This is a genomic window from Deinococcus phoenicis (genome assembly GCF_000599865.1).
In the GTDB taxonomy this organism is placed as follows: Bacteria; Deinococcota; Deinococci; order Deinococcales; family Deinococcaceae; genus Deinococcus; species Deinococcus phoenicis.
This window is the reverse complement of record NZ_JHAC01000029.1, coordinates 12,501-33,421: the sequence shown is the minus strand read 5'-3', so window position 1 is coordinate 33,421 and position 20,921 is coordinate 12,501. Positions and strand designations below refer to the sequence as shown.

The 20,921-nt window shown below is 69.5% G+C and carries 22 protein-coding genes and 2 tRNA genes (1 of these 24 only partly in view); 19 read left to right on the top strand and 5 right to left on the bottom strand.

Annotation, left to right across the window (positions count from 1 at the left end):
• Window positions 1-63: 63 nt before the first annotated feature.
• Together DEIPH_RS09380 and tdh are read right to left on the bottom strand one after the other, a co-directional pair.
• A complete protein-coding gene (locus DEIPH_RS09380; RefSeq protein ID WP_034357263.1) occupies window positions 64-684 on the bottom strand; it encodes a LysE family translocator in 621 nt (206 codons plus the stop codon).
• 22 nt (window positions 685-706) lie between these two features.
• Window positions 707-1,744 carry an L-threonine 3-dehydrogenase gene (gene tdh, locus DEIPH_RS09375; protein WP_034357328.1) on the bottom strand — a complete coding sequence of 346 codons (1,038 nt, stop codon included), beginning with the start codon at window positions 1,742-1,744 and terminating at the stop codon, window positions 707-709.
• A gap of 243 nt (window positions 1,745-1,987) precedes the next feature.
• Here tdh and DEIPH_RS20415 point away from each other — a divergent pair, with 243 nt between their 5' ends.
• Entirely contained in the window at window positions 1,988-2,140 is a 153-nt protein-coding gene (locus tag DEIPH_RS20415; RefSeq protein WP_162834001.1) for a hypothetical protein, read from the top strand.
• 16 nt (window positions 2,141-2,156) lie between these two features.
• Here the strand turns inward: DEIPH_RS20415 and DEIPH_RS09370 are convergent, their stop codons facing one another.
• On the bottom strand, window positions 2,157-3,299 hold the full coding sequence (locus DEIPH_RS09370; RefSeq protein ID WP_034357261.1) for an acyl-CoA dehydrogenase family protein: 1,143 nt from the start codon (window positions 3,297-3,299) through the stop codon (window positions 2,157-2,159).
• Between the two features lie 171 nt (window positions 3,300-3,470).
• Between DEIPH_RS09370 and DEIPH_RS09365 the strand changes: the two genes are divergently transcribed.
• From DEIPH_RS09365 to ppk1, 10 genes are all read left to right on the top strand, one after another.
• Window positions 3,471-3,547: transfer RNA gene (locus DEIPH_RS09365), tRNA-His, on the top strand.
• A 74-nt stretch (window positions 3,548-3,621) separates the two neighbouring features.
• Window positions 3,622-3,707 (top strand) — tRNA-Leu (locus DEIPH_RS09360).
• A 252-nt stretch (window positions 3,708-3,959) separates the two neighbouring features.
• Entirely contained in the window at window positions 3,960-5,297 is a 1,338-nt protein-coding gene (tig, locus tag DEIPH_RS09355) for a trigger factor (RefSeq protein ID WP_034357259.1), read from the top strand.
• Window positions 5,298-5,449: 152 nt separating this feature from the next.
• A complete protein-coding gene (locus tag DEIPH_RS09350) occupies window positions 5,450-6,517 on the top strand; it encodes a beta-ketoacyl-ACP synthase III (protein WP_034357256.1) in 1,068 nt (355 codons plus the stop codon).
• Entirely contained in the window at window positions 6,514-7,422 is a 909-nt protein-coding gene (gene fabD / locus DEIPH_RS09345) for an ACP S-malonyltransferase (RefSeq protein WP_034357254.1), read from the top strand. The genes DEIPH_RS09350 and fabD overlap by 4 nt, the downstream gene beginning before the upstream one ends.
• A gap of 77 nt (window positions 7,423-7,499) precedes the next feature.
• The gene (locus tag DEIPH_RS09340; protein WP_034357252.1) at window positions 7,500-7,955 is read left to right on the top strand and encodes a hypothetical protein; all 456 of its coding nucleotides are present in this window, start codon (window positions 7,500-7,502) and stop codon (window positions 7,953-7,955) included.
• Complete coding sequence (fabG, locus tag DEIPH_RS09335) at window positions 7,952-8,704, top strand: 3-oxoacyl-[acyl-carrier-protein] reductase (protein ID WP_034357248.1); 753 nt, start codon at window positions 7,952-7,954, stop codon at window positions 8,702-8,704. Before DEIPH_RS09340 ends, fabG begins: the two co-directional genes overlap by 4 nt.
• 432 nt (window positions 8,705-9,136) lie before the next feature.
• On the top strand, window positions 9,137-9,367 hold the full coding sequence (gene acpP / locus DEIPH_RS09330) for an acyl carrier protein (RefSeq protein WP_034357246.1): 231 nt from the start codon (window positions 9,137-9,139) through the stop codon (window positions 9,365-9,367).
• A gap of 123 nt (window positions 9,368-9,490) precedes the next feature.
• A complete protein-coding gene (fabF, locus tag DEIPH_RS09325; RefSeq protein ID WP_034357244.1) occupies window positions 9,491-10,735 on the top strand; it encodes a beta-ketoacyl-ACP synthase II in 1,245 nt (414 codons plus the stop codon).
• A gap of 189 nt (window positions 10,736-10,924) precedes the next feature.
• A complete protein-coding gene (gene ppk1 / locus DEIPH_RS09320) occupies window positions 10,925-13,063 on the top strand; it encodes a polyphosphate kinase 1 (protein ID WP_051517280.1) in 2,139 nt (712 codons plus the stop codon).
• A gap of 63 nt (window positions 13,064-13,126) precedes the next feature.
• Here ppk1 and DEIPH_RS20175 read toward each other — a convergent pair whose 3' ends face one another.
• Entirely contained in the window at window positions 13,127-13,279 is a 153-nt protein-coding gene (locus tag DEIPH_RS20175) for a hypothetical protein (RefSeq protein WP_161636056.1), read from the bottom strand.
• Window positions 13,280-13,301: 22 nt separating this feature from the next.
• On the opposite strand from DEIPH_RS20175, the gene DEIPH_RS09315 reads away from it, so the two are divergent.
• A complete protein-coding gene (locus DEIPH_RS09315) occupies window positions 13,302-15,194 on the top strand; it encodes an SARP family transcriptional regulator (protein ID WP_034357238.1) in 1,893 nt (630 codons plus the stop codon).
• 63 nt (window positions 15,195-15,257) lie between these two features.
• On the top strand, window positions 15,258-15,563 hold the full coding sequence (locus tag DEIPH_RS09310) for a hypothetical protein (RefSeq protein WP_034357236.1): 306 nt from the start codon (window positions 15,258-15,260) through the stop codon (window positions 15,561-15,563).
• Between the two features lie 45 nt (window positions 15,564-15,608).
• On the opposite strand, the gene DEIPH_RS09305 is transcribed toward DEIPH_RS09310, so the two are convergent.
• Window positions 15,609-16,244, bottom strand: a complete 636-nt coding sequence (locus DEIPH_RS09305; RefSeq protein ID WP_034357234.1) for a pyroglutamyl-peptidase I — start codon at window positions 16,242-16,244, stop codon at window positions 15,609-15,611.
• 89 nt (window positions 16,245-16,333) lie between these two features.
• Here DEIPH_RS09305 and DEIPH_RS09300 point away from each other — a divergent pair, with 89 nt between their 5' ends.
• The 6 genes from DEIPH_RS09300 to mqnB form a co-directional block, all read left to right on the top strand.
• On the top strand, window positions 16,334-17,194 hold the full coding sequence (locus DEIPH_RS09300; RefSeq protein WP_034357231.1) for a DNA-formamidopyrimidine glycosylase: 861 nt from the start codon (window positions 16,334-16,336) through the stop codon (window positions 17,192-17,194).
• Window positions 17,187-17,831, top strand: coding sequence for a pyridoxamine 5'-phosphate oxidase (gene pdxH, locus DEIPH_RS09295; protein WP_034357229.1), 645 nt, complete (start codon window positions 17,187-17,189; stop codon window positions 17,829-17,831). Before DEIPH_RS09300 ends, pdxH begins: the two co-directional genes overlap by 8 nt.
• Before the next feature lie 88 nt (window positions 17,832-17,919).
• The gene (locus tag DEIPH_RS09290) at window positions 17,920-18,444 is read left to right on the top strand and encodes an NfeD family protein (protein ID WP_034357227.1); all 525 of its coding nucleotides are present in this window, start codon (window positions 17,920-17,922) and stop codon (window positions 18,442-18,444) included.
• A gap of 61 nt (window positions 18,445-18,505) precedes the next feature.
• Entirely contained in the window at window positions 18,506-20,113 is a 1,608-nt protein-coding gene (locus tag DEIPH_RS09285) for a flotillin family protein (RefSeq protein WP_034357224.1), read from the top strand.
• Window positions 20,114-20,274: 161 nt separating this feature from the next.
• Window positions 20,275-20,694 (top strand): organic hydroperoxide resistance protein, encoded by a 420-nt coding sequence (locus tag DEIPH_RS09280; RefSeq protein ID WP_034357222.1) that lies wholly within the window; start codon window positions 20,275-20,277, stop codon window positions 20,692-20,694.
• A 69-nt stretch (window positions 20,695-20,763) separates the two neighbouring features.
• Window positions 20,764-20,921 carry the start of a futalosine hydrolase gene (gene mqnB, locus DEIPH_RS09275; RefSeq protein WP_034357219.1) on the top strand. The gene runs 496 nt beyond the window's last position, so only the first 158 of its 654 coding nucleotides appear in the window; the start codon lies at window positions 20,764-20,766; its stop codon lies off the right edge, out of view.

Genomic DNA, 20,921 nt, shown 5'->3' with positions numbered 1-20,921 from the left:
AGGCGAGGGGCAGGCTCATGGTCCAGAGCATAGCAAGTCTCACGCCCCCACCCACCGTTTTCCCTACCGCTCCAGCGCCGCGTAGGTGCCCAGGGCGATCATGGCTCCGCCCGAGGCGAGCCGCTGGCCCTTCTGGAAACGGGCGTTCCGCCGCAGCCGTGAGCCGAGGGGACCGGCGAACACCGCCACGAGCAGGTCGGCGAGTGTGTTGAGCAGGACGGAGGTGGTGCCCAGCACCACGAACTGCCAGAACACGCCTCCCGCCTCTGGCCGAACGAACTGGGGAATCAAGGCCAGGAAAAACAGCGCCGTTTTGGGGTTGAGCAGTTCGGTCATGACGCCCTGGGCAAAGGCCCGCTGTGGCGCGGCGGTCGCCCCGGCCTCCAGTGGGGCATGTGCCCTGGTGAGCAGGGTCCGCACGCCCAGGAACATCAGGTAGGCGGCTCCCGCGTATTTCACCAGACTGAAGGCCACGGACGAGGCGAGAATCAGGGCCGAGAGGCCCGCTGCCGCGGCGAACACATGCACCATCCCGCCGACCAGCGTCCCGAGGGAACTGTGCACCCCTTCGCGCCGCCCCCCGCTCAGGCTGCGGGCCAGAACGTACAGGAGGCCGGGGCCGGGCAGCACCGCGAGAACCAGGGCAGCCAGGAGAAACGCGCCGTACTGCTGGGGGTCAACCATGCGCCAGCCTAGCAGCCTCCCGCTAGACTCCCGCTTCCCAGTCCAGAATCACCTTGCCGCTCTGCCCGCTGAGCATCGCGTCGAAGCCCTTCTGGTAGTCGCCTATCGGGAAGCGGTGCGTCAGCACGGGCGTCAGGTCCAGGCCCGACTGGATCAGGGCCGTCATCTTGTACCAGGTCTCGAACATCTCGCGGCCATAGATGCCCTTGAGGGTCAGGCCCTTGAAGATCACGTCGTTCCAGTCGATGTCCACCTGCCCCGAGGGGATACCCAGAATGGCGATCTTGCCGCCGTTGTTCATGGTGCGGATCATCTGCGCGAAGGCGGCCCCGTTTCCGCTCATCTCCATGCCCACGTCGAAGCCTTCCGTCATGCCCAGTTCGGATTGGGCGACTTCCCAGAGGTCCTCACGGGCGACATTTACGGTGCGGGTGGCGCCCATCTTCCGAGCAAGGTCCAGGCGGTAGTCGTTCACGTCGGTCACGACCACGTTGCGCGCGCCGACGTGGCGGGCGACGGCGGCGGCCATCACGCCAATGGGACCGGCCCCAGTGATCAGCACGTCCTCGCCGACCAGATCGAAGCTGAGGGCCGTATGCACCGCGTTGCCGAAGGGGTCGAAAATAGCCGCGATCTCGTCGGGAACGTCATCGGGAATCTTGAAGGCGTTGAAGGCGGGCAGCACCAGATATTCCGCGAAGGAGCCGGGCCGGTTCACGCCCACGCCCAGCGTGTTGCGGCAGAGGTGGCGGCGGCCCGCGCGGCAGTTGCGGCAGTGCCCGCAGGTGACGTGGCCCTCGCCGCTCACCCGGTCCCCGATCTCGAAGCCGCGCACCTCGCTACCCATCCCGGCCACCACGCCGACGTACTCGTGCCCGACCACCATCGGCACGGGAATGGTCTTCTGCGCCCACTCGTCCCACTTGTAGATGTGCACGTCGGTGCCGCAGATGGAGCTGTTCCTCACGCGGATCAGCAGGTCGTTGGGGCCGGGGGTGGGCGTTGCCGTTTCGGTCATCCAGAGGCCCTGGCGGGCTTCCTGCTTGCTGAGGGCTTTCATGGTCGTGGGGACGGGGGTGACAGGCGGAGTCGGGGCAGCGGTCATGACGGTTCCTTTCGGAAAGGGGGACAGAGTGGGGCTGGAAGCTGCGCGCCCGGGCAGACGGTGGCGAACGCAGCGAGCGGTCTCAACATAGCGCCCAGGCGCGCGGCCAACCCTGCCGAGCTTCACGGAGGCCGCGCGCGAGAAGGCCCAAGTGACCCTCAAGGCAGGCCGGGGGCGGCGGCAGGTACGCTGGGGAGCATGATCAAGTACCGCAAGCAGAACGCGCTGGCCCCCGAGAAGGACGCCGAGATCAGCCTCAACCTCACGCCGCTGCTGTTCTTCGTGGTGGGCTACGTGGCCGTCAAGGCCCTGCTGGGCACCCTCCAGCACGAGGGGCAGGGGCACCAGTAGGGCCGGGGGGAGCCAGCTACGCCAGCAGGCTGCGCGCGATGATCAGCTTCTGAATCTCGCTGGTGCCCTCGTAGATGCGCAGCAGGCGCTGGTCACGGTAATACCGCTCGACCGGCGAGTCCTTCATGTAGCCCATGCCGCCCGCCACCTGCACAGCCTTGTCGGCCACCTGCGAGAGCATCTCGGTCGCGTGGTACTTGGCGACACTGGCCATGCGGCGCACGTCCTGGCCCTGGTCCACCATCCAGGCGACCTTCTGCCACAGGACCCGGCTGGTCTGGACAGCGATTTCCATCTCGGCCAGCATGAACTGCACCGCCTGAAACTCGGCGATGGGCTGCCCGAACTGCTCGCGGGTCTTGGCGTGGGCCACCGACAGGTCGAGCAGGCGCTGCATCGCCCCCGTCGAGCGCGCGGAGATGCCCACCCGGCCATTGGTGAGGATGCCCAGCGACTCGCGGTAGCCCCGGTGTTCCGGGCCGAGGAGGTTGGCGGCGGGAATCTCGGCGTCCTCGAAGATCACCTCGGCGGAGAGCGCCCCTTTCTGGCCCATCTTCTCGTCGATCTTGCCGATGGAGACACCTGGCGTACTCTGCGGTTCGACCAGAAAGGCGCTCATGCCGCGCGTGCCCTGGGCGGGGTCAGTGATGGCGATGACGGTCAGCAGACCCGCGATGGGCGCATTGCTGATGTAGTGCTTGGTACCGTTCAGCACGTACACGTCGCCGCGCTTCTCGGCCCGGGTGCGGATGTTGGCCGCGTCCGATCCGCTGCTGGGTTCGGTGATCGCGAAGCCCGCGATGCACTCGCCGCTCGCCATGCGCGGCAGAAAGCGCCGCTTCTGCTCCTCGGTGCCCAGTCTCACCAGCCCGCTGGTGCCGATGGAGGCGTGCGCGGAGATGACGCCGCCGAAGCCCATGTGCCCCTGCCCCATCGCCTCGTAGACGGCGCAGCGGCCCAGCATCCCCAGGCCCACCCCGCCGTACTCCTCGGGAATGCTCAGACCGAAGAGGCCCAGGCCCGCCGCTTCCCGCAGCAGCTCGGGCGGCACGCTGTTGGTGGCCTCGATCTCATGGGCACGCGGCTCCACCACATTCAGCATGAAGTCGCGGACGGTGGCCTGGATGTCGCGCAGGTCCTCGGGCAGATTGAAGTCCATAGGTGGACCCAGGCTACGCCTGGAAGGGGGCAGGCGTAAGTGGGGCTCAGGCAAGCGCCCGCGCCCCAGTTGCCACCCCCCACGGCCTCCGGACAGCCCCGCGGGTGCCCCCCGCATTGACACCTCGCCCCGGCTCTCCTAAGATGTGTGGGCCTGCGAAGGCGAAGCGTGGTGGGTTTAGCTCAGTTGGTTAGAGCGCCGCTCTGTGGAAGCGGAGGCCGTGGGTTCAAATCCCATAATCCACCCCAACCCCCCGGCTGCCGCTCACCGCGACTGCCGGGACTTTTTTTTGCGGATGGGCCGCTTTCCGGCCCGGGCCTGCGCGGGGATGGCGGAACTGGTAGACGCACCAGACTTAGGATCTGGTTCCCGTAGGGAGTGAGGGTTCAAGTCCCTTTCCTCGCACCACGCCTCAGCCCACGCCGGGAAACAGCCCCACCGCAGTGCCAAGCGCGGCCCCCGGACCCCCGGCGGGCCGCGCTTCTCTGGCGGGGTCGCATGGCGGGCGCGTCAGGCACTATGATGCGCGGCGGCATGTCGCGCGCTCCGGCCCCCGCATCACGGCGGGGCAAGGGGCGCAGGCGGCACAGGCACACGGAATGGAGCGGCCCCACCGCCCCCGCAGGGGTGCAGCGTGACGGCAGGCAAGATGGGAGACGTATGGCAGAGCTGATCAGCAGAGAAGGCAACAAGGTAAGTTTCCGGGTCGCGGTGCCCGCCGCCGAGGTGAACCGCGCCTACGACCAGGTGTGGGCCGGTCTGGCGCGCGACGTGCGCGTGCCCGGCTTCCGGCCCGGCAAGGCCCCCCGCAAGGTGCTGGAAGGCCGCGTGGGCAAGGGCTACGTCGAGAACGAGGTCCGCGAGCGGCTGCTTCAGGCGCACTACCCGCAGGCGGCGCGCGAACTGAAGCTCAGCCTGGTGGACGCGCAGATCGACCCCGGCACGCTCGCCAGCGGCCAGGCCTTCAACTTCACCGTGAAGGGCGAGACGTACCCCGAGGTCACGCTGGGCGACTGGCGAACCGCGCAGCTGACCGCCACCGCGCCCGACATCACCGACGAGGTGCTGGAGCGCACCCTCTCTGACCTCCAGGAGCGCAACGCGAGCTTCCAGACGGTCGAGCGGCCCATCGAGGCGACCGACCAGGTCACCATCGAGGAACTGGGCGAGGAGGGCGGCAGCTACCCCGTCTACCTCGACGTGGCCGAGGCGCACGTGCGTGACGCCCTGATCGGCAAGAACGTGGGCGACGAGGTCGAGATCACGGTGCCCGCCCACCAGCACGGCGACCACGAACACCCCGAACACACCGTGCGCGTGCGCGTGCAGGGCGTACAGACCAAGCAGCTTCAGGAGCTGAACGACGAGTTTGCCGGGAGCCTGAACTTCGAGAGCCTGGAGCGTCTGCGCGGCGACCTGCGTTCGGAGCTGGAGCGCCGCGCCCACCAGGAAGGCGACGCCGCCCGCCGCGAGGAGTTCGTGAACCACCTCGTGGACGGCATGCAGGCCGACATTCCCCAGGCCCTCCTCGACCGCCGCCGCGAGGCGATGCTCGAAGAGATCCAGGACGACCTGGGCCGTCAGGGCGTCAAGTGGAGCGAGTACGAGAGCTTCATGCAGGAGCAGGGCAAGCTCGACGAGTTCATGGCCGACCTCGCCAAGAACGCCGAGAGCCGCGTGCGGCGCGACCTGGCCCTGGAGCGGCTGGCCGAGGACCTGGGCGTGCAGCTCAGCGACGCCGAGTTCAACCAGACCATGAACGCCCTCGCGCAGGCCAACGGCCTGACGCCTCAGCAGCTCAGCAGCCAGCTGGGGCCGAACGGGATCAACGCCTACTACACCAGCCTGACGCGCGAGAAGGGCCTCCAGCAGGCCCTGGCGCAGCTGGGCGGCGGCACCGAGCAGCAGGGCACCGAAGGGGCCGACGCCTCGCAGGCCGAGCAGAACGCCAGCGAACCCCAGAGCAGCGAGCAGACCGAAGAGACCCGCGGGGAATAAGCTCGCGCAGGGCCAAAGGGAGAGGGGGCGTGTCCGGGGGGATGCGCCCCCTCTCCCTTTGGCCGCTCGCCACCCCTTCCGGCCTGAACCCTGTACTTGAACCCTGTACCGGATTCATTGAACGGCTGTTCAAAGAATGCTAGCGTTTTCCCATGACCACCTCTTCCGGGGCCACCCCTGACCGCCCCTCCCCTGCTGGCCGTCCCAGCATCGGCATCACGGCGCTGGGCACCGCCGTCCCCGCGCAGGTTGTGACGAACGCGGATTTCGAGGCCCGCATGGACACCAACGCCGAGTGGATCGAGAGCCGCACCGGCATCCGCGAGCGCCGGTTCGCCGCCGCAGACGAGTTCACGTCCGACCTGGGCGTGGCGGCGGTACGCGACCTGCTGGCCCGCGACCCGGACGGGCTGAGGGACGTGGACCTGGTGATCTGCGCGACCGCCACGCCCGACGCCCTGTTTCCCTCCACCGCCGCCCTGATCGCCGGACAGGTGGGGCTGGCGGGGGCCGGCGCCTTCGACCTCTCGACCGCGTGCAGCGGCTTCGTCTACGGGCTGAGCATGGCACACGGCCTGATTCTGGGCGGCACCGCGCGGCGCGTGCTGGTGGTCGGCGCGGAGACGCTCTCCAAACTCGTGGACCAGAACGACCGGGGCACCGCCATCCTGTTCGGTGACGGCGCAGGCGCGGCCGTCGTGGGGGCCGTACCCGAGGGCTACGGCTTTCAGGAGTTCGTGCTGGGCGCGGACAGCGCGGGCGGCTCCAGCCTCTATGCCCCCTGCATGGCCGACCGTCTGCCCGGCGGCTTCCCGATGGAGAGCCGCGTGGGCATGAATGGCCGCGAGGTCTTCAAGTTCGCGGTGCGGGTGCTGGGCGACAGCGGCAAGCAGGTTCTCGCCCGGAGCGGCCTGACCAGCGCCGACGTGGACTGGGTCGTTCCCCACCAGGCCAACATCCGCATCATCGAGGCGGCCAACGAACGCTTCGGCGTGCCCATGAGCAAGACGGTCGTGAACCTCGACCGCTACGGCAACACCTCCAGCGCCACCGTGCCCCTCGCGCTGCGCGAGGCCGTGGACGACGGGCGCGTGTGTGACGGCCAGCAACTGCTGCTGGTGGCCTTTGGCGGGGGCCTGAGCTGGGCGGCGGGCACGCTGAAGTGGTGGGGGGGCGCGCCTAGTCTCGCCGCCGCCCGGCAGGCCGAGGCCACGGCATGAAGATCGCGGCCCTCTTTCCCGGCCAGGGGTCGCACGCGGTCGGGATGGGCACCGACCTGACCGCCGCCTTTCCCCAGGCGGAGGCCGTCTACGCCGGGGCGGAAGCCACGCTGCCGGGCCTGCGCGCCCTGATCGAGGGGGGGCCGCCCGAAGACCTGACCCTCACCGCGAACCAGCAGCCCGCGCTGGTGGCCGCCTCGGTCGCCGCCTTCCGCGCGTGGCAGGCGCACACCGGCCTGACGCCCGCCTTCGCCGCGGGTCATTCGCTGGGCGAGTACAGCGCGTTGGTGGCCTCCGGGACGCTCGACCTCGCGGATGCCCTGCGCCTGACACGGCGGCGCGGCGAACTGATGCAGGAGGCCGTGCCGGTCGGCGTCGGGGCCATGAGTGCGGTGATGGGCGACCCGAACGTGGTCCGCGAGGTCTGCGCCGCCACGCCCGGAACCGTGCAGCCCGCCAACTTCAACGCGCCGACCCAGACCGTGATTTCCGGCGAAAAGGCCGCTGTGGACGCCGCCGCCGCCGAGCTGAAGGCACGCGGCCTCAAGGTCATTCCCCTCAAGGTCAGCGCGCCTTTCCACTGCGCCCTGATGCAGCCCGCCCAGGACGCCCTGACGCCCGACCTGCAAAGCACCACCTTCTCCCCCTTCGCCTTTCCCGTCTTCGCCAACGTGACCGCCGAGGCGAACAGCGACCCCGCCGCCCTGCCGGAGCTGCTGGCGCGGCAGATCACCGGGAGCGTGCGCTGGGTGGAAACCATTCAGGCGCTCGCCGCCGCCGGAGCCGAGGTCTTCATCGAGTTTGGCCCCGGAACGGTGCTGACCGGGCTGGTGAAACGGATTCTGCCGGATGCGCGGACACTGAACGTCGGCACGGCGGAGCAGGTCAGCGGCTTCAAGTTGTGAACCCCCGGGGACAGGACACGCTGCTGGCGTGGAAGTGAGGCGTGGGGCACAGCAAAGAGCCGTTACTATGTCGCGTAGTGAAAAAGTTCCTGTTGCCCCTGCTCCTGCTGCCCGTGCTGTCCGGCTGCCATCCCCCAGAGCCGCCACCGACGCTGATCGAGTTTCAGAACGATCCGCAGATTCTGAGGGGAAGGTGGAGCGGCCAGGTTTCGGCCAACCAGACCCTCACGCTGGACCTGACCGCCACCTATAAGCAGGAGTATTTCTACGCGGTGACGGGGACAGGCAAGCTGGGTGCCCAGGCCCTGACCGCAGAGGGCACCGTTGTCGCTGCCTACAACCACCGGTTCATTCAGCCTCAGACTTCCCCGATTCCGCAAGGCGTCCGCCTCCGGTTGACCTCAGGGCCAGAGAACCGCGAACTCCTTTGCCCCGACTTCCAGGGCACAGCGGGCCAGTCTGTCTGGAAATGCTTTTACCGCAGCGCCGACACGATTCTTGGTCCTTTTGATCTGAAACGAGACAACCTATGACTGAAGCCCAACCTCAAAAAATCGCCCTCGTGACCGGCTCCAGCCGGGGCCTGGGCCGCGCGATGGCCCTCTCGCTGGCCCGCGCCGGCTTCGGCGTGGCCGTGCATTATGGCCGCAACCAGGCGGACGCCGAGCAGGTGGCGGGGGAGATTCGTGCGCTCGGCGTGCCCGCCCAGGTGTTCGGGGCCGACCTCTCCGATCCCGCCAATGCCGGGACACTGGTCGAAGCCGTCATCCGGGAGATGGGCCGCCTGGACGTGCTGGTGAACAACGCGGGCATCACCCGCGACACCCTCGCCATCCGCATGAAGGACGACGACTGGAACGCGGTGCTGGACACCAACCTGACCAGCGCCTTTACCGCCAGCCGCGCCGCGATCAAGCACATGATGCGCGCCCGCTCGGGCCGGATCATCAACATCGCCAGTGTGGTCGGGCTGATGGGCAACCCCGGCCAGGCCAACTACGTCGCCAGCAAGGCGGGCCTGATCGGGCTGACCAAGGCGCTTGCCAAGGAGTACGGCGCGCGCGGCATCACGGTGAACGCGGTCGCCCCCGGCTTCATCTCGTCGGACATGACGGGTGCCCTGCCCGAGGATGTGCAGCAAGCCTACCTGAGCGGCATCCCGCTGGGCCGCTTCGGTGATCCGGAGGACGTGGCCGCCCTGGTCACCTTTCTGGCCTCCGGCGCCGCCGGGTACATCACCGGGCAGGTGATCGGGGTGGACGGCGGGCTGTACCCGCACTGAGGCGGGCAGCCTCTATACTGTGACTGTCCAGGACGGACGGGCTGCATGACAGGGGAAGACGAGAGGGGCTGATACTCCACGCGAAAGCGCCCGGAGTAAGCAGCTCCGGGCGCGGAAAGGGGGTAGACGCTATGTCTGAGCGACAGAAGCACTCTACCACGCGCGAGAAGCGGAGGAAAAGGCCCCTGAAAGCGGCTGAGATCATTACGATTCTCAGTGCGGCGGCGGGCCTGATCACCGCTCTGGCGCACCTTATTCAAGCCCTGAAGTAAGCCCTCTCGCCCCCTGATGCCTGCTGAACTGGACGCGCCCCCTGGGAAACCGGGGGGTTCTTCTTTTCCCGCCTTCCCTTGAACCCCGTCCAACCTCTCTTGCCTTCCGGTCCCCCGCGTGTAGACTGGCGCAGACTTCAGGACCAAGGAGGTATTCAACATGGCGACTTTTGAAGATGTGAAAGAAGTGATTGTCGATAAGCTCGGGGTGGACGCGGACAAGGTGACCCCCGAAGCCCGCTTCGTCGAGGACCTGGGCGCGGACAGCCTGGAAACCGTCGAACTGATCATGGGTCTGGAAGACCGGTTCGGCGTCAACATCAGCGACGAGGACGCGGAGAAGATCCGTACCGTGCAGGCCGCCGTCGATTACATCGGCTCGAAGCAGTAAGGCCGGGCCAGCGGCAAACAGGTTCAGGCCGGGCGGCGCGGGGGGAACATCCCTGCACCGTCCGGTTTGACCACGTTGTGCCCCGCTCGCGGCAGAGACAGGGCAAGGAGGGAAAGGGCCAGTATGACCATGACTGGACTGAAACGGGTCGTCATCACGGGGCTGGGGCCGGTGACGCCCATCGGCACGGGGGCGCAGGCGTTTGCCGAGGCGCAGCGTGCCGGCAAAAGCGGCATCGGGCCGATCACCCGCTTCGACACGGCGGACGTGGCGAGCAAGATCGCGGGCGAGGTGGCGGACGACCTGGCAGAGTTCGTGGACGCCCGCGAGGCCCGCAAGCTCGACCGCTACGTGCAGCTTGCGCTGGCGGCGGCTGAACTGGCCGTGCGTGACAGCGGCCTTTCCGAAGAGGAGCTGCGCGGCGAACGCACCGGCACCGTGCTGGGCAGCGGCATCGGCGGCGTGAAGACCTTCGAGGATCAGGCGCGGCTGCTGGCCGAACGCGGCCCGGGGCGCATCAGCCCGATGTTCATCCCGATGATGATCGCCAACATGTCCACCGGGCACGTGGCCATGCGCTACGGCGCGACCGGCCCGAGCAGCACCGTGGTCACCGCCTGCGCCACCGGCACCGGGGCCATCGGGGACGCGGCGCGCTACATCCAGCTGGGGCTGGCGGACGTAATGCTGGCGGGCGGCAGCGAGGCGGCGATCACGCCCATCGCCGTCGGGGGCTTTTCCAACATGAAGGCCCTCAGCACCCGCAACGACGCGCCGCAGGAAGCCAGCCGCCCCTTTTCGGCCAGCCGCGACGGCTTCGTGCTGGGCGAAGGCGCGGGCGTGGTGGTGCTGGAGGAGTACGAGCAGGCCAAAGCACGCGGGGCCACCATCTACGCCGAGATCGTCGGCTACGGCACCAGCGCCGACGCGCACCACATCACCCTGCCCGCGCCCGAGGGCCGCGGCGCGCAGGTCGCCATGCGCATGGCCCTCGCCACGGCGGGCGTGAATCCCGAGCAGGTCGGGTACATCAACGCGCACGGCACCAGCACCCACTTCAACGACCTGCACGAGACGCAGGGCATCAAGCACGTGTTCGGCGCCCACGCGCACGATCTGGCGATCAGTTCCACCAAGTCCATGACCGGGCACCTGCTGGGCGCGGCGGGGGCCATCGAGGCCATCGCCGTGGCGCAGGCGCTCCGGGACGGCGTGCTGCCGCCCACCATCAACCTGACCGACCCCGATCCGGTCCTCGACCTCGACTACATCCCGGAAGGCGCACGCGAACAGCAGGTGGAGTACGCGCTGAGCAACTCCTTCGCTTTCGGTGGCCAGAACGCCGCGTTGCTGTTCAGGCGGGTCTAGAGCGGGCCAGGGCAAAGGGGACGGGCGGCGTGAAGTGCCGTCCCGTCCCCTTTGCCCGTTGCCTCATGCTCTCCGGGCGGCGCGGGGCCGTCTGCTACGCTCGGGGCAGGCCCGTTGCCTGTGCCCGACGTTTTCTTGACCTGACGCGCTCCTGACACAGCGGCCGTTTCATCCTGCGAGGTCCCTACCGTGCGAGCCGAGACATCCCTTCCGCCTACCCCCGAAGTGCCGCCCGCCCCCGCGAAGGGTACGCGGCGCAAGAAGTCTGCCCGGCCTGCGGCCCTGCCCGCCGAGGGGGGACGGACCTTCAGCACGGTTGCCAATCCGGACAGCCCGTTTCTGAACCGCGAGCTGTCGTGGCTGGCCTTCAACGGGCGCGTACTGGCCGAGGCACGGGACGAGCGCAACCCGCCGCTGGAACGCCTGAAGTACGCGGCGATCTGCGGCAGCAACCTCGACGAGTTTTTCATGGTGCGCGTGGCGGGGATTCACCGTCAGATCGCGGCGGGCGTGCAGACCCCCAGCCCCGACGGCCTGCTGCCCCGCGAGACGCTGGGGCTGGTGCGCGAGCGGACACACGTCATGCTGCGCGAGATCGAGAAGGCGGCCCGGAGGACCCTCAAGGACCTGACCACTGCGGGGGTGCGGCTGGTGCGGGTCTCGGACCTGGGCAAGCGGGCGCGGGCGGCGCTGCGCGAGCATTACCTCTCGCAGATCCAGCCGGTGCTGACGCCGCTGGTGGTGGACCCCAGCCACCCCTTTCCGTACCTCAGCAACCTCAGCCTGAACCTGGCGGTGCTGCTCGGCAGCGGCGAGGGCGAGGAACCGGATTTCGCGCGGGTGAAGGTGCCGGTGGGCGTGCTGCCACGGATCGTGCCCGTGGGTGACACGCTGCTGCTGCTCGAAGACGTGATCGCCGCGCACCTGAACGAGCTGTTCAAGGGGCGCACCGTGCTGGCCGCCCACACCTTCCGCGTGACACGCAACACCGACTACGAGTTCGAGGAGGAGGAGGCCGAGGACCTGCTCGCCACCATCGAGGACGGCCTGCGGCGGCGGCGCTTCGGGTCGGCGGTGCGGCTGGAGGTGATGGCGGACACGCCGCCGGGAATCATCACCTTCCTGCAAGAGCGGCTGCGGCTGGCACCGGAAGACATCTTCACGCTGGAGGGACCGCTGGGCACCGCCGACCTGATGGGTCTGCCGGTGGGCCGGCCCGACCTGAGCTTCCCGGCCTTCGCGCCCGCCGTGCCCGACCTCGACGGCGACGAGGAAGGGGGCATGTTCGACACCCTGCGTCACGGTGACGTGCTGCTGCACCACCCCTACGACAGTTTCACCAACGTGCTGAACTTTCTGGAGGAGGCCGCGCTCGACCCGCAGGTGCTGGCGATCAAGCAGACGCTCTACCGCACCGGGGACGACCCCCGGCTGCTGAGCGCCCTGCGGACCGCCGCCGAGAACGGCAAGCAGGTCGTGGCCTTGATCGAACTCAAGGCCCGCTTCGACGAGCAGCGCAACATCTCCTGGGCACGCAAACTGGAACGCGCCGGGGCACACGTGGTGTACGGCATGGCGGGCCTCAAGACGCATGCCAAGGTCACGCTGGTCGTCCGCCGGGAGGAGGGGGGGTTACGCCGCTACGTCCATATCGGGACCGGCAACTACAACCCCAAGACGGCGCGGCTGTACACCGACGTCAGCCTGCTGAGCGCCGACCCCGACCTGGGCGCGGACGTGTCCGAACTGTTCAACCACCTGACCGGCTACGCCGAGGCCGGGTATACCCGCCTGCTGGTCGCCCCCGACACCGCCCGCAGCGGCTTCGAGGCACTCCTGGACCGCGAGATCGAATACGCCCAGGCCGGGCACGACGCCTGGGCGCGCGTCAAGGTCAACCAGCTGACCGACCCCGGCATGATCGAGGCGCTGTACCGGGCCTCGCGCGGCGGCGTGCGGGTGGAACTCATTATCCGGGGCGTGTGCTGCCTGCGCCCCGGCGTGCCCGGCCTCTCCGAGACGGTGCGCGTCCGCAGCCTGCTGGGCCGCTACCTCGAACACGCCCGCATCTACGCCTTCGGGGGCGGGGGCAGCCCCGAGGTCTACTTCGGCAGCGCCGACTGGATGAGCCGCAACCTCGACCGCCGCGTGGAGGTGATCGCCCCGGTGCTGGACGACCGCCACCGTGACCACTTCCTGCAAATCATGGCCACCGAATGGGCCGACGAACGCGGCTCCTGGGAACTCGGCGCGGACGGCGTGTACGAGAAGCTCGGGGGAAGCTTCAGCGCCCAGCAGGCGTTTGCCGACGCGCGGCACCCGGGGTGAGCGGGCAGCAGAAAGGGGAGGCAGGCACGCGGCCCGTCTCCCCAGCTGAACGTCTGAACACTCTCAGGGCGTCCGCAGGATCCCGTAGTCGTTCGCACCGTCCGGCGAGGAAACCTGCGCCTTCTTCAGAATGCCGTAGTCGTTCGCACCGGCTTGAGCCAGCGAGAAACCCAGGACGAACAGCACCGCCACCGCCTTCACGATTTTTTTGGTCATGGGAGTATTCTAAACCTACGAAATGACTTTTGACGTGGAGCGGCTCGCGGAGATCCAGGCATGCTTTGATGCCGGGCAGTACGACACGGTGATTACCCGCCTTACGGCTCTGCCGCCCATCACGGGAAAAGAGTGGCGGCTCCTCGGCATGGCCTACATGGCCAGCGGCCGTTTCTCGGATGCAGAACTCCCCCTGATGCGCGCCAGTGAGCTGGGGAACGAGGAGGCGCGGGTGGAGTACGGCAACCTGCTGCGCCTTCAGGGCCGTTTCCCGGAAGCCATCCGGCACTTTGAAACCATCACCCCTGGCCTCACCGGAGAACTGGCATTGCGCGCCCTGCGCTGGTGGGGAACCGCAGACTTTCAGGCCGGCCGTATGGCCGAGGGGCTGGAACGCTGCGAGCGGGCCTGGCGCGGCTACATGGCCCTCGGGGACGACGAACTGATCGGACGGGTGACCCAGACCGTCGCCCAGATGCATGTGCAGGTCGGCGATATGGTGCGCGCCCGACATCTATACGTCGAGGCGCTCCGGCTGCTCCCCGCCGACCGGACCCCCATTGCCCGCCTCTCGGCCCTGACCGGCCTGGCCAATGTTCAGGTGCTGACCGGGGACTTCGGAGGGGCGCGCGTCACCCTCACGCAGACCGGGGAAGCCCTGGCCCAGACCCAGGCCCTCACCCCCCGGGCGTACCTGCTGACCGTCGAGGCCGAACTGCACCACCTGACCGGCGATCAGGCGGCCTATCTGCGGACCCTTCAGGAGCTGCGCGCCCTGGTGGAAACGACCCAGGACTTCGAGCTGCTGATGTGGACCGCCGCCCGCCTCGCGGACCTCTACAGCCGTCAGGGGGAACACGGGCGGGCACTCGAAGCCCTGCTGGACCTGGCCCCGGACGCCACGCACGCCGCCGTGACCATGACGCGCGGCGTGCTGCTGCGGCGGCGGCAACACCACGCCCAGGCCGCCGAAGCCCTGACGCGCGCCCTGGACGCCCCGGGCCTCGGAGAAGGGCAGCGCCTCCGCGCCTTGCTGCATCTCGCGGAGGCGCGGGCCGGGCAGGGGAACGACGCCGGCAGCCTGGCGACCTTCCGCGAGGCCCTGACGGCCCTGATCAGCGCCCGCGACCGGATGCTCTACCGCCCGGACCTTCAGGAACTCACGAATCTGGTCCAGCGTGCCCTGCTGGACCCCGACCTCGCGCCGGATATGCAACTGGTGCTGGAAAAGCTGGCCGTTCCGGATACCTCGGCCCGCTCGGAGGCCGCCGCGCCCCTGCACCTGCGCGTCTCGACCCTGGGGCGCGCGGAGGTGGAGCGCGGGGGCGAGCGGGTGCCCCTCAGCCTGGAGGGGAGCGTGCTGACCCTGGCGTACCTGGCGCTGAATCCGGGCCGCACGCGCCGCGAACTGGAAGCGTCCATCTATCCCGACCGCGACCCGAAGACGGCCGGGGACTACTTCCGGGCGGTGTTCCGCGAGCTGCGCGTGCGCCTGGGGCCGGAGGTGTTGCAGATGGAAGGCAGCCCCAAGCAGCCGCGCTACCACCTGGGGCCGGATGTCCACGTGCAGCTGGACGTGACCGAACTGCGCCGGGCGCTGGAGAGCGGCGACGTGGCGCGCGCACTGGCGCTGTACCGGGGACCCTTTCTGCCGGGCCTGCGGATGGAAAGCGAGTGGGCCGAGGAGCTGCGCGAGGAACTGCGCGTGCTGCTGACGCTGGAACTGCGTGGGCGCTTGAACCGCGCCCGCGAGGAGGGCGATCTGAGGCGCGCCCTGCTGTTCGCGGGCGAGTTCCTGCGCGTGGACCCCTACGATGTGGGCGTGCTGGAAGCCCGCGTGGAGATCGCCCGCCAGGTCGCCACCCCACAGGAACTCGCGCGCTACGTGGTGGAACTCCACCGCATGAAGTCGTGAACCGGCCAGCGGCGACCTCCCACGACCTCGCGCCACGGCCCGGCGACACCGCCTGACCGGCCCGTGGCCCCCACCGAGCGCCCCTTCCTGAACGCCCCCGACCCGGACGGGGCAGCCCCGGCGGGCGCGGTGCCCGAGGCCCTGTTCGACCTTGCCGTGAACCGTGCCGACGCGGCCCTGCGGGGGCTGCGTCCGGGTGATCCTGCCCGGGCACTCGCCGCCTGGCACGCCCGGACCCGCTTTGCCCGGCGCGTGCCCCTCGCCGCCGTTACGGCAGCGCTGGCCCGCAAACCCGGCGCTCCCGGGGAGTGGCACTGGACGGGGGGGCTGGACGGCGGCTGGGTCGCGGGGAAAGCGCCCTTTCCCTGAAAGGCGAGCGGGGGAAAGCAGCGCGGCGATCAACGGGGCCAGGGTTCACGCTCCAGCGGCCACCACCTCCGCCGCCACCTGCACGGCCCGCGTGATTTCCGTCTGCGGGAGGTAGGGCAGGGCCGGGCGGTCTTCCGGCAGGGCGAGGGCGACCCCGGCATTGGCGGGCACGTGCAGAAAACCGCAGGGCACCGGCGCGCGGCCCGTCTGCGCGAGGTGATGCAGCGCGTGGTACATCACGACATTGCAGACGTACAACCCCGCCGTGTTGCTGATCTCGCCGGGAATTCCCGCCGCGCGCCACCCCGCCACGACGGCCCGCAGGGGGAGCGTGCTGAGGTAGGCGGCAGGCGCGGAAGCGTCCGCGTGGGCGGGGTGGCCCCGGTACACCTGCCCGGCGTTGTCGGGAATGCGGAAGTCCATCACGTTCAGGGCGACCCGCTCCACAGTGACCTGGGGACGGCCCGCCGCGAGGCCGGTGAGCAGCACCGCGTCCGGCTGCTGCCGGTCCAGCAGAGCACGCAGGGTGTCTGCCGCCGCCTGCGGTTCGACGGGCAGGAGGGCCGACTGAATGCGCGCCCTCCCGACCATCAGGCCGTCCAGAGCTTCCGCCGCCTGGGCGCTGGGGTTGACGGGGTGCGTATGGAACGGCTCGAAGCCGGTCAGCAGCAGGGTGGGCATGGGGAGAGGATAGGGCGCGGCTCCGGCCCGGCACGTCCACTGCCGCCCGGCTTCCACTCGCCCGCGCCGTCATCGCCTATGCTCGGCAGGTGCCGGAACTGCCCGAGGTCGAGACCACGCGCCGCAAGATCGAGCCGCTGCTCGCGGGGCGCACCATCCTTCAGGTCACCCACGACGCGCCGCACCGCTACCGCGACACGCAGCTGGCCCTGGGCCGCCGGGTCAGCGGGCTGTCGCGCCGGGGCAAGTACCTGATGCTGCACCTGGCCGCGCAGGACGCCGCCGGGGACGCTCCCCACGACCTCGAACTGATCGTACATCTGGGCATGACGGGCGGGTTCCGGCTGGAAGAGGGGCCGCACACGCGCGTGACGCTGACGACCGACGCGGGCACCCTCTATTTCAACGACCCGCGCCGCTTCGGCAAGATGGCCGTGGTGCCGGCGGGCGAATACGACGGGATGCCCACCCTGGCCGCGATGGGACCCGAACCCCTCTCGGACGACTTCCGGGAGGAGGACTTCGCGCGGCTGGCAGCCAGGGCCGGGGCGGTGAAACCCTGGCTGCTCTCGCAGAAGCCCGTCAGTGGCGTGGGCAACATCTACGCCGACGAGAGCCTGTGGCGCGCCCGCCTCCACCCGGCCCAGACGCACCTGACGCGGGAGGAGGCGGGCCGCCTCTACCACGCCGTCCGCGAGGTGATGGCCGAGGCCGTGGAGGCGGGCGGCAGTTCGCTCGGCAACGGCTCCGGCAACTACCGCCAGCACGACGGCGACGTGGGCTTTTTCCAGGGCCGTCACGCCGTCTATGGCCGTGGCGGGCAGCCCTGCCCACGCTGCGGCAGCGACATCCGGAAAATCGTGCTGGCGCAGCGGGGCACGCATTTCTGCGCGCGGTGTCAGCCGCTCCGGGACCCGCCCCCTCAGGAGGAAGGAGCTTCCCGTGGCTGACCTCACTTCCCTGCGCCTCTCCTACACCCGCGCCGAGTTGCGGCGGGCCGACCTGAACCCCGATCCACTGCGGCAATTTCAGGGCTGGCTGGAAGAAGCCCTGCAAGCGGGCCTGCGCGAACCCTACGCGCTGAGCCTCGCCACCGCCGGCGCGTCCGGGCGGCCCAGTGTCCGCACCGTGTTGCTGCGCGGGGCAGATGAACGCGGCCTGACCTTCTACACCAACTACGACTCGCACAAGGGCCGTGACCTGGGCGAGAACCCGCAGGCCGAGTTGCTGTTCCACTGGGCCGAACACGAGCGGCAGGTGCGCGCGTATGGCGCGGTCGAGCGGGTCCCCAGCGAGGAAAGCACGGCCTACTTTCACGCCCGCCCGCGCGAGAGCCAGCTCGCCGCACACGTCAGCGACCCGCAGAGCGCGCCGGTGGCGAACCGGGCGGTGCTGGAGGCCAAGCTGGCCGCGCTGCACGCCCGTTACCCGGAAGGCACGCCCGTCCCCAGGCCGGACTTCTGGGGCGGCTACCGGGTGCAGGTGCAGGAGTGGGAGTTCTGGCAGGGCCGCCCCAGCCGCCTGCACGACCGCTTCCGCTACGTCCGGGCGGGCGAGGGGTGGCGGATCGAGCGCCTGATGCCGTAACGCGGGACCAGGGGGCAAAGGCGCGGGCAACTCCGGCAACTCTCCCCCTCTTTGCCGCGTACCGTAGAGCGAGGAGGACAGCCTGGCAATGGACATCTATCTGCTGTGCCTGATCGTGGGCGGCGGCCTGCTGGCCCTGTCGCTGCTGGGCGGGCATCACGGCGACCTGGGCGCGCACCCCGCAGACGCGGAGCATCCGGGAACGGGCGAACTGGCGTCGTGGTTCTCGCTGCGGGCACTGGTGAGTTTCGCGGCCTTTTTCGGGCTGGCGGGGGTGGTGGGCAGCGCGGCGGGCCTCTCGGGACCGGGGCGGCTGGTGGTGGCGCTGGTCACGGGCCTGGTGGTGGGTGCCCTGACCGCCTTCGCCTTCCGCCTGGCCCGCTCGCGCGGCGAGGTGAGCGGCGCGGCGGCGCGGCTGGCGGGGCGCACCGGGCAGGTGCTGGTGCCGCCCGGCCCCGGCCGTCCCGGCAAGGTGGCGCTGACCGTCGCCGGACAGATCGAACATCTGCTCGCCCGCAGCGACGATGCCCTGCACGCGGGTGACACCGTGATCGTGATCGGAACAGATGCGGGCGTGCTGGACGTGAAAGCGTGGGACGGGCGGCAGCCGTGAGCGCCCGCGACCCGCAGGAGCGCAGACCCCCCGCGTCCAGACCCCCGAGGAGGAACGCAACATGGTATTGACCGGAACACTGATTACCGCCGGGCTGATCCTGCTGGGGATCATCCTGATTCTCGTCCTGATCCAGAACTTCCTGATCGTGGTGCCGCCCAACAAGGTGCTGGTGATCTCGGGCCGCAGCCGCCAGACCGCCGAGGGCGACACGGTCGGCTACCGCGTCATTCGCGGCGGGCGTGCTTTCCGGATTCCGGTGCTGGAAAAGGTGTCGTGGATGGACCTCACGACCATTCCGCTGGACCTCAGCATCGAGAACGCCTACTCCAAGGGCGGCATTCCCCTCAAGATCCACGCGGTCGCCAACGTGAAGATCAACGCGCAGGAACCGCAGCTCAGCAACGCCATCGAGCGCTTTCTGGACGTGCCGCGCGAGACGCTGACCTCTATCGTGCGCGACACGCTGGAAGGCAACCTGCGCGGCGTGGTGGCGACCCTGACGCCCGAGGAGATCAACGAGGACCGCCTGCGCTTTGCCGAGGCGCTGATCGAGGAAGCCGAACACGACACCAACAACCTCGGCATCAAGCTCGACACCCTCAAGATTCAGAACGTGACCGACGTGGGCGGCTACCTCGACTCCATCGGGCGGCGCAAGACCGCCGAGGTGCTGAAAGAAGCCCGCATCGCGGAGGCCGAGCGCAACGCCGAGGCCACCCAGGCAGAAGCCCAGGCCGTGCAGCGCAGCCAGGTCGCGCAGGCGATCAGCCAGCAGGCGATCCTGGAAGAACAGAACAAGCTGGAGGTGCGCCGCACCGAGCTGGGCGCGGTCCAGCTCTCGCGCCAGAACGAGGCCGCCGTGCAGTCCGAACTGGCAAAGGTGCGCGCCACCCAGAACTTCGAGCAGGAGCAGGCGGCGCTGGAAGCCACCCTGCGCCAGCGCCGCGCCGAGGCCCAGCGTCAGGCCCGCATCATTGAGGCGCAGCAGAACGCCGAGGCCGCCGAGGTGGAAGCCCAGGCCAGGCAGCGCGCCACCATCGCCCAGACGACCGCCCAGCAGGCGATCCTGGAGCGCGAGAACGAGTTGCGGATTCGCAAGGCCGAACTCGAAGCCATCTCCGCCGCCCGCGAGAACCAGGCCAAAGTCACCGCCGAGCAGGCCCGCGTGGTGGCCGAGCAGCAACTCGAACAGGAACGCGTGCTGCTCAACCAGAAGCGCCTGGAGGCCGACGTGGTCGCCCCCGCCCGCGCGAAACGTGAGGCCGAGCTGCTGGCCGCCCAGGCCGCCGCCGCCCCCATCATCGAGGAAGGCCGCGCCAAGGCCCAAGCCGTGGCGCTGATGGTGGACGCCTTCCGCCAGGCTGGCCCCGAGGGCGAGCGCGCCTACGTGCTGAACATGCTGCCGGACATCGTCGAGCAGTTCGCCCGGAGCGTGCAGGGTATGACCATCGACAAGCTGACCGTGATCGACTCCGGCAACGGCCAGGCGACCAAAAGCGCCGTGCAGACCCTCCCCGCCAACATCATCGGCATGGTCGAGCAGGTCGAGAACGCGACCGGCGTGAACCTGCTGAGCCTTCTCCAGAACCGCGCCCAGCCCCGGGGGAACGGCGCGAGCGCGGTGCAGCCGCCGCACCCTGCCGCCCCCACCAAGCCGGACGCCTGACCTTTCCCGTTCCAGGGGACGCCTCTGCGGGGGCGTCCGCCTTTTTTGCCGTGACTTGACCGGACAGGCCCGAACACGCCGTCCCCTCCCTTGTGTACCTTTAGCTAGAAGTCGAAGTTTCTGCCCCCGCCTCTCCCCTGTTTCCTGTCCCGGAGGTTCCCATGAGCAACCTGTATACCGCCGAAGCCACCGCCACCGGAGGCCGCACCGGCTCCGTCAAGACCAGCGACGACCGCCTCGACCTGAACCTCAGCCGGCCCAGCGAGATGGGCGGTGACGGCGGCCCCGGCACCAATCCCGAGCAACTGTTCGCCGCCGGATATGCGGCCTGCTTTCAGGGGGCGCTCGGCGTGGTCGCCCTGCGGCAGAAAATCGAACTCGACCCGGCCAGCACCGTCACCGCCCGGGTGGGCCTGTACAAGAACGGCCTCGCCTTCGCGCTCGACGTGGAACTCGAGGGCCGCTTTCCGGGCCTGTCCCGCGAAGAAGCCGAGGCCCTGATGCACGCCGCGCACCAGGTCTGCCCTTACAGCGTGGCGACCCGCGACAACGTGGCCGTGCGCCTGAACGTCGCGGAGTAGGCCCAGGCTTCTGTGCTGCGCCCCGGCTGCGGCTGGGGCGCGCTACGTTGGCCCCATGCAGGTGTTGCCATGAAGGTTCTGATCGTCGTCGCCACCGCCGGGGAAGCCGCCCGCCTCGCGGACCTGCCCGCCCGCGTGGTCGTCAGCGGGGTGGGGCCGGTCGCGGCGGCACTCGCGGCCCAGCGCGCCCTGCTGCGCGAACCCTTCGATCTCGCCGTTAGCGCGGG

What these genes read in the sequence shown, in the direction of transcription:
- DEIPH_RS09380 (WP_034357263.1), bottom strand. Translation starts at nt 684, where the DNA reads ATGGTTGACCCCCAGCAGTACGGCGCGTTTCTCCTGGCTGCCCTGGTT.
- tdh (WP_034357328.1), bottom strand. Translation starts at nt 1,744, where the DNA reads ATGAAAGCCCTCAGCAAGCAGGAAGCCCGCCAGGGCCTCTGGATGACC.
- DEIPH_RS20415 (WP_162834001.1), top strand. Translation starts at nt 1,988, where the DNA reads ATGATCAAGTACCGCAAGCAGAACGCGCTGGCCCCCGAGAAGGACGCC.
- DEIPH_RS09370 (WP_034357261.1), bottom strand. Translation starts at nt 3,299, where the DNA reads ATGGACTTCAATCTGCCCGAGGACCTGCGCGACATCCAGGCCACCGTC.
- tig (WP_034357259.1), top strand. Translation starts at nt 3,960, where the DNA reads ATGGCAGAGCTGATCAGCAGAGAAGGCAACAAGGTAAGTTTCCGGGTC.
- DEIPH_RS09350 (WP_034357256.1), top strand. Translation starts at nt 5,450, where the DNA reads ATGACCACCTCTTCCGGGGCCACCCCTGACCGCCCCTCCCCTGCTGGC.
- fabD (WP_034357254.1), top strand. Translation starts at nt 6,514, where the DNA reads ATGAAGATCGCGGCCCTCTTTCCCGGCCAGGGGTCGCACGCGGTCGGG.
- fabG (WP_034357248.1), top strand. Translation starts at nt 7,952, where the DNA reads ATGACTGAAGCCCAACCTCAAAAAATCGCCCTCGTGACCGGCTCCAGC.
- acpP (WP_034357246.1), top strand. Translation starts at nt 9,137, where the DNA reads ATGGCGACTTTTGAAGATGTGAAAGAAGTGATTGTCGATAAGCTCGGG.
- fabF (WP_034357244.1), top strand. Translation starts at nt 9,491, where the DNA reads ATGACCATGACTGGACTGAAACGGGTCGTCATCACGGGGCTGGGGCCG.
- DEIPH_RS20175 (WP_161636056.1), bottom strand. Translation starts at nt 13,279, where the DNA reads ATGACCAAAAAAATCGTGAAGGCGGTGGCGGTGCTGTTCGTCCTGGGT.
- DEIPH_RS09315 (WP_034357238.1), top strand. Translation starts at nt 13,302, where the DNA reads ATGACTTTTGACGTGGAGCGGCTCGCGGAGATCCAGGCATGCTTTGAT.
- DEIPH_RS09305 (WP_034357234.1), bottom strand. Translation starts at nt 16,244, where the DNA reads ATGCCCACCCTGCTGCTGACCGGCTTCGAGCCGTTCCATACGCACCCC.
- DEIPH_RS09290 (WP_034357227.1), top strand. Translation starts at nt 17,920, where the DNA reads ATGGACATCTATCTGCTGTGCCTGATCGTGGGCGGCGGCCTGCTGGCC.
- DEIPH_RS09285 (WP_034357224.1), top strand. Translation starts at nt 18,506, where the DNA reads ATGGTATTGACCGGAACACTGATTACCGCCGGGCTGATCCTGCTGGGG.
- DEIPH_RS09280 (WP_034357222.1), top strand. Translation starts at nt 20,275, where the DNA reads ATGAGCAACCTGTATACCGCCGAAGCCACCGCCACCGGAGGCCGCACC.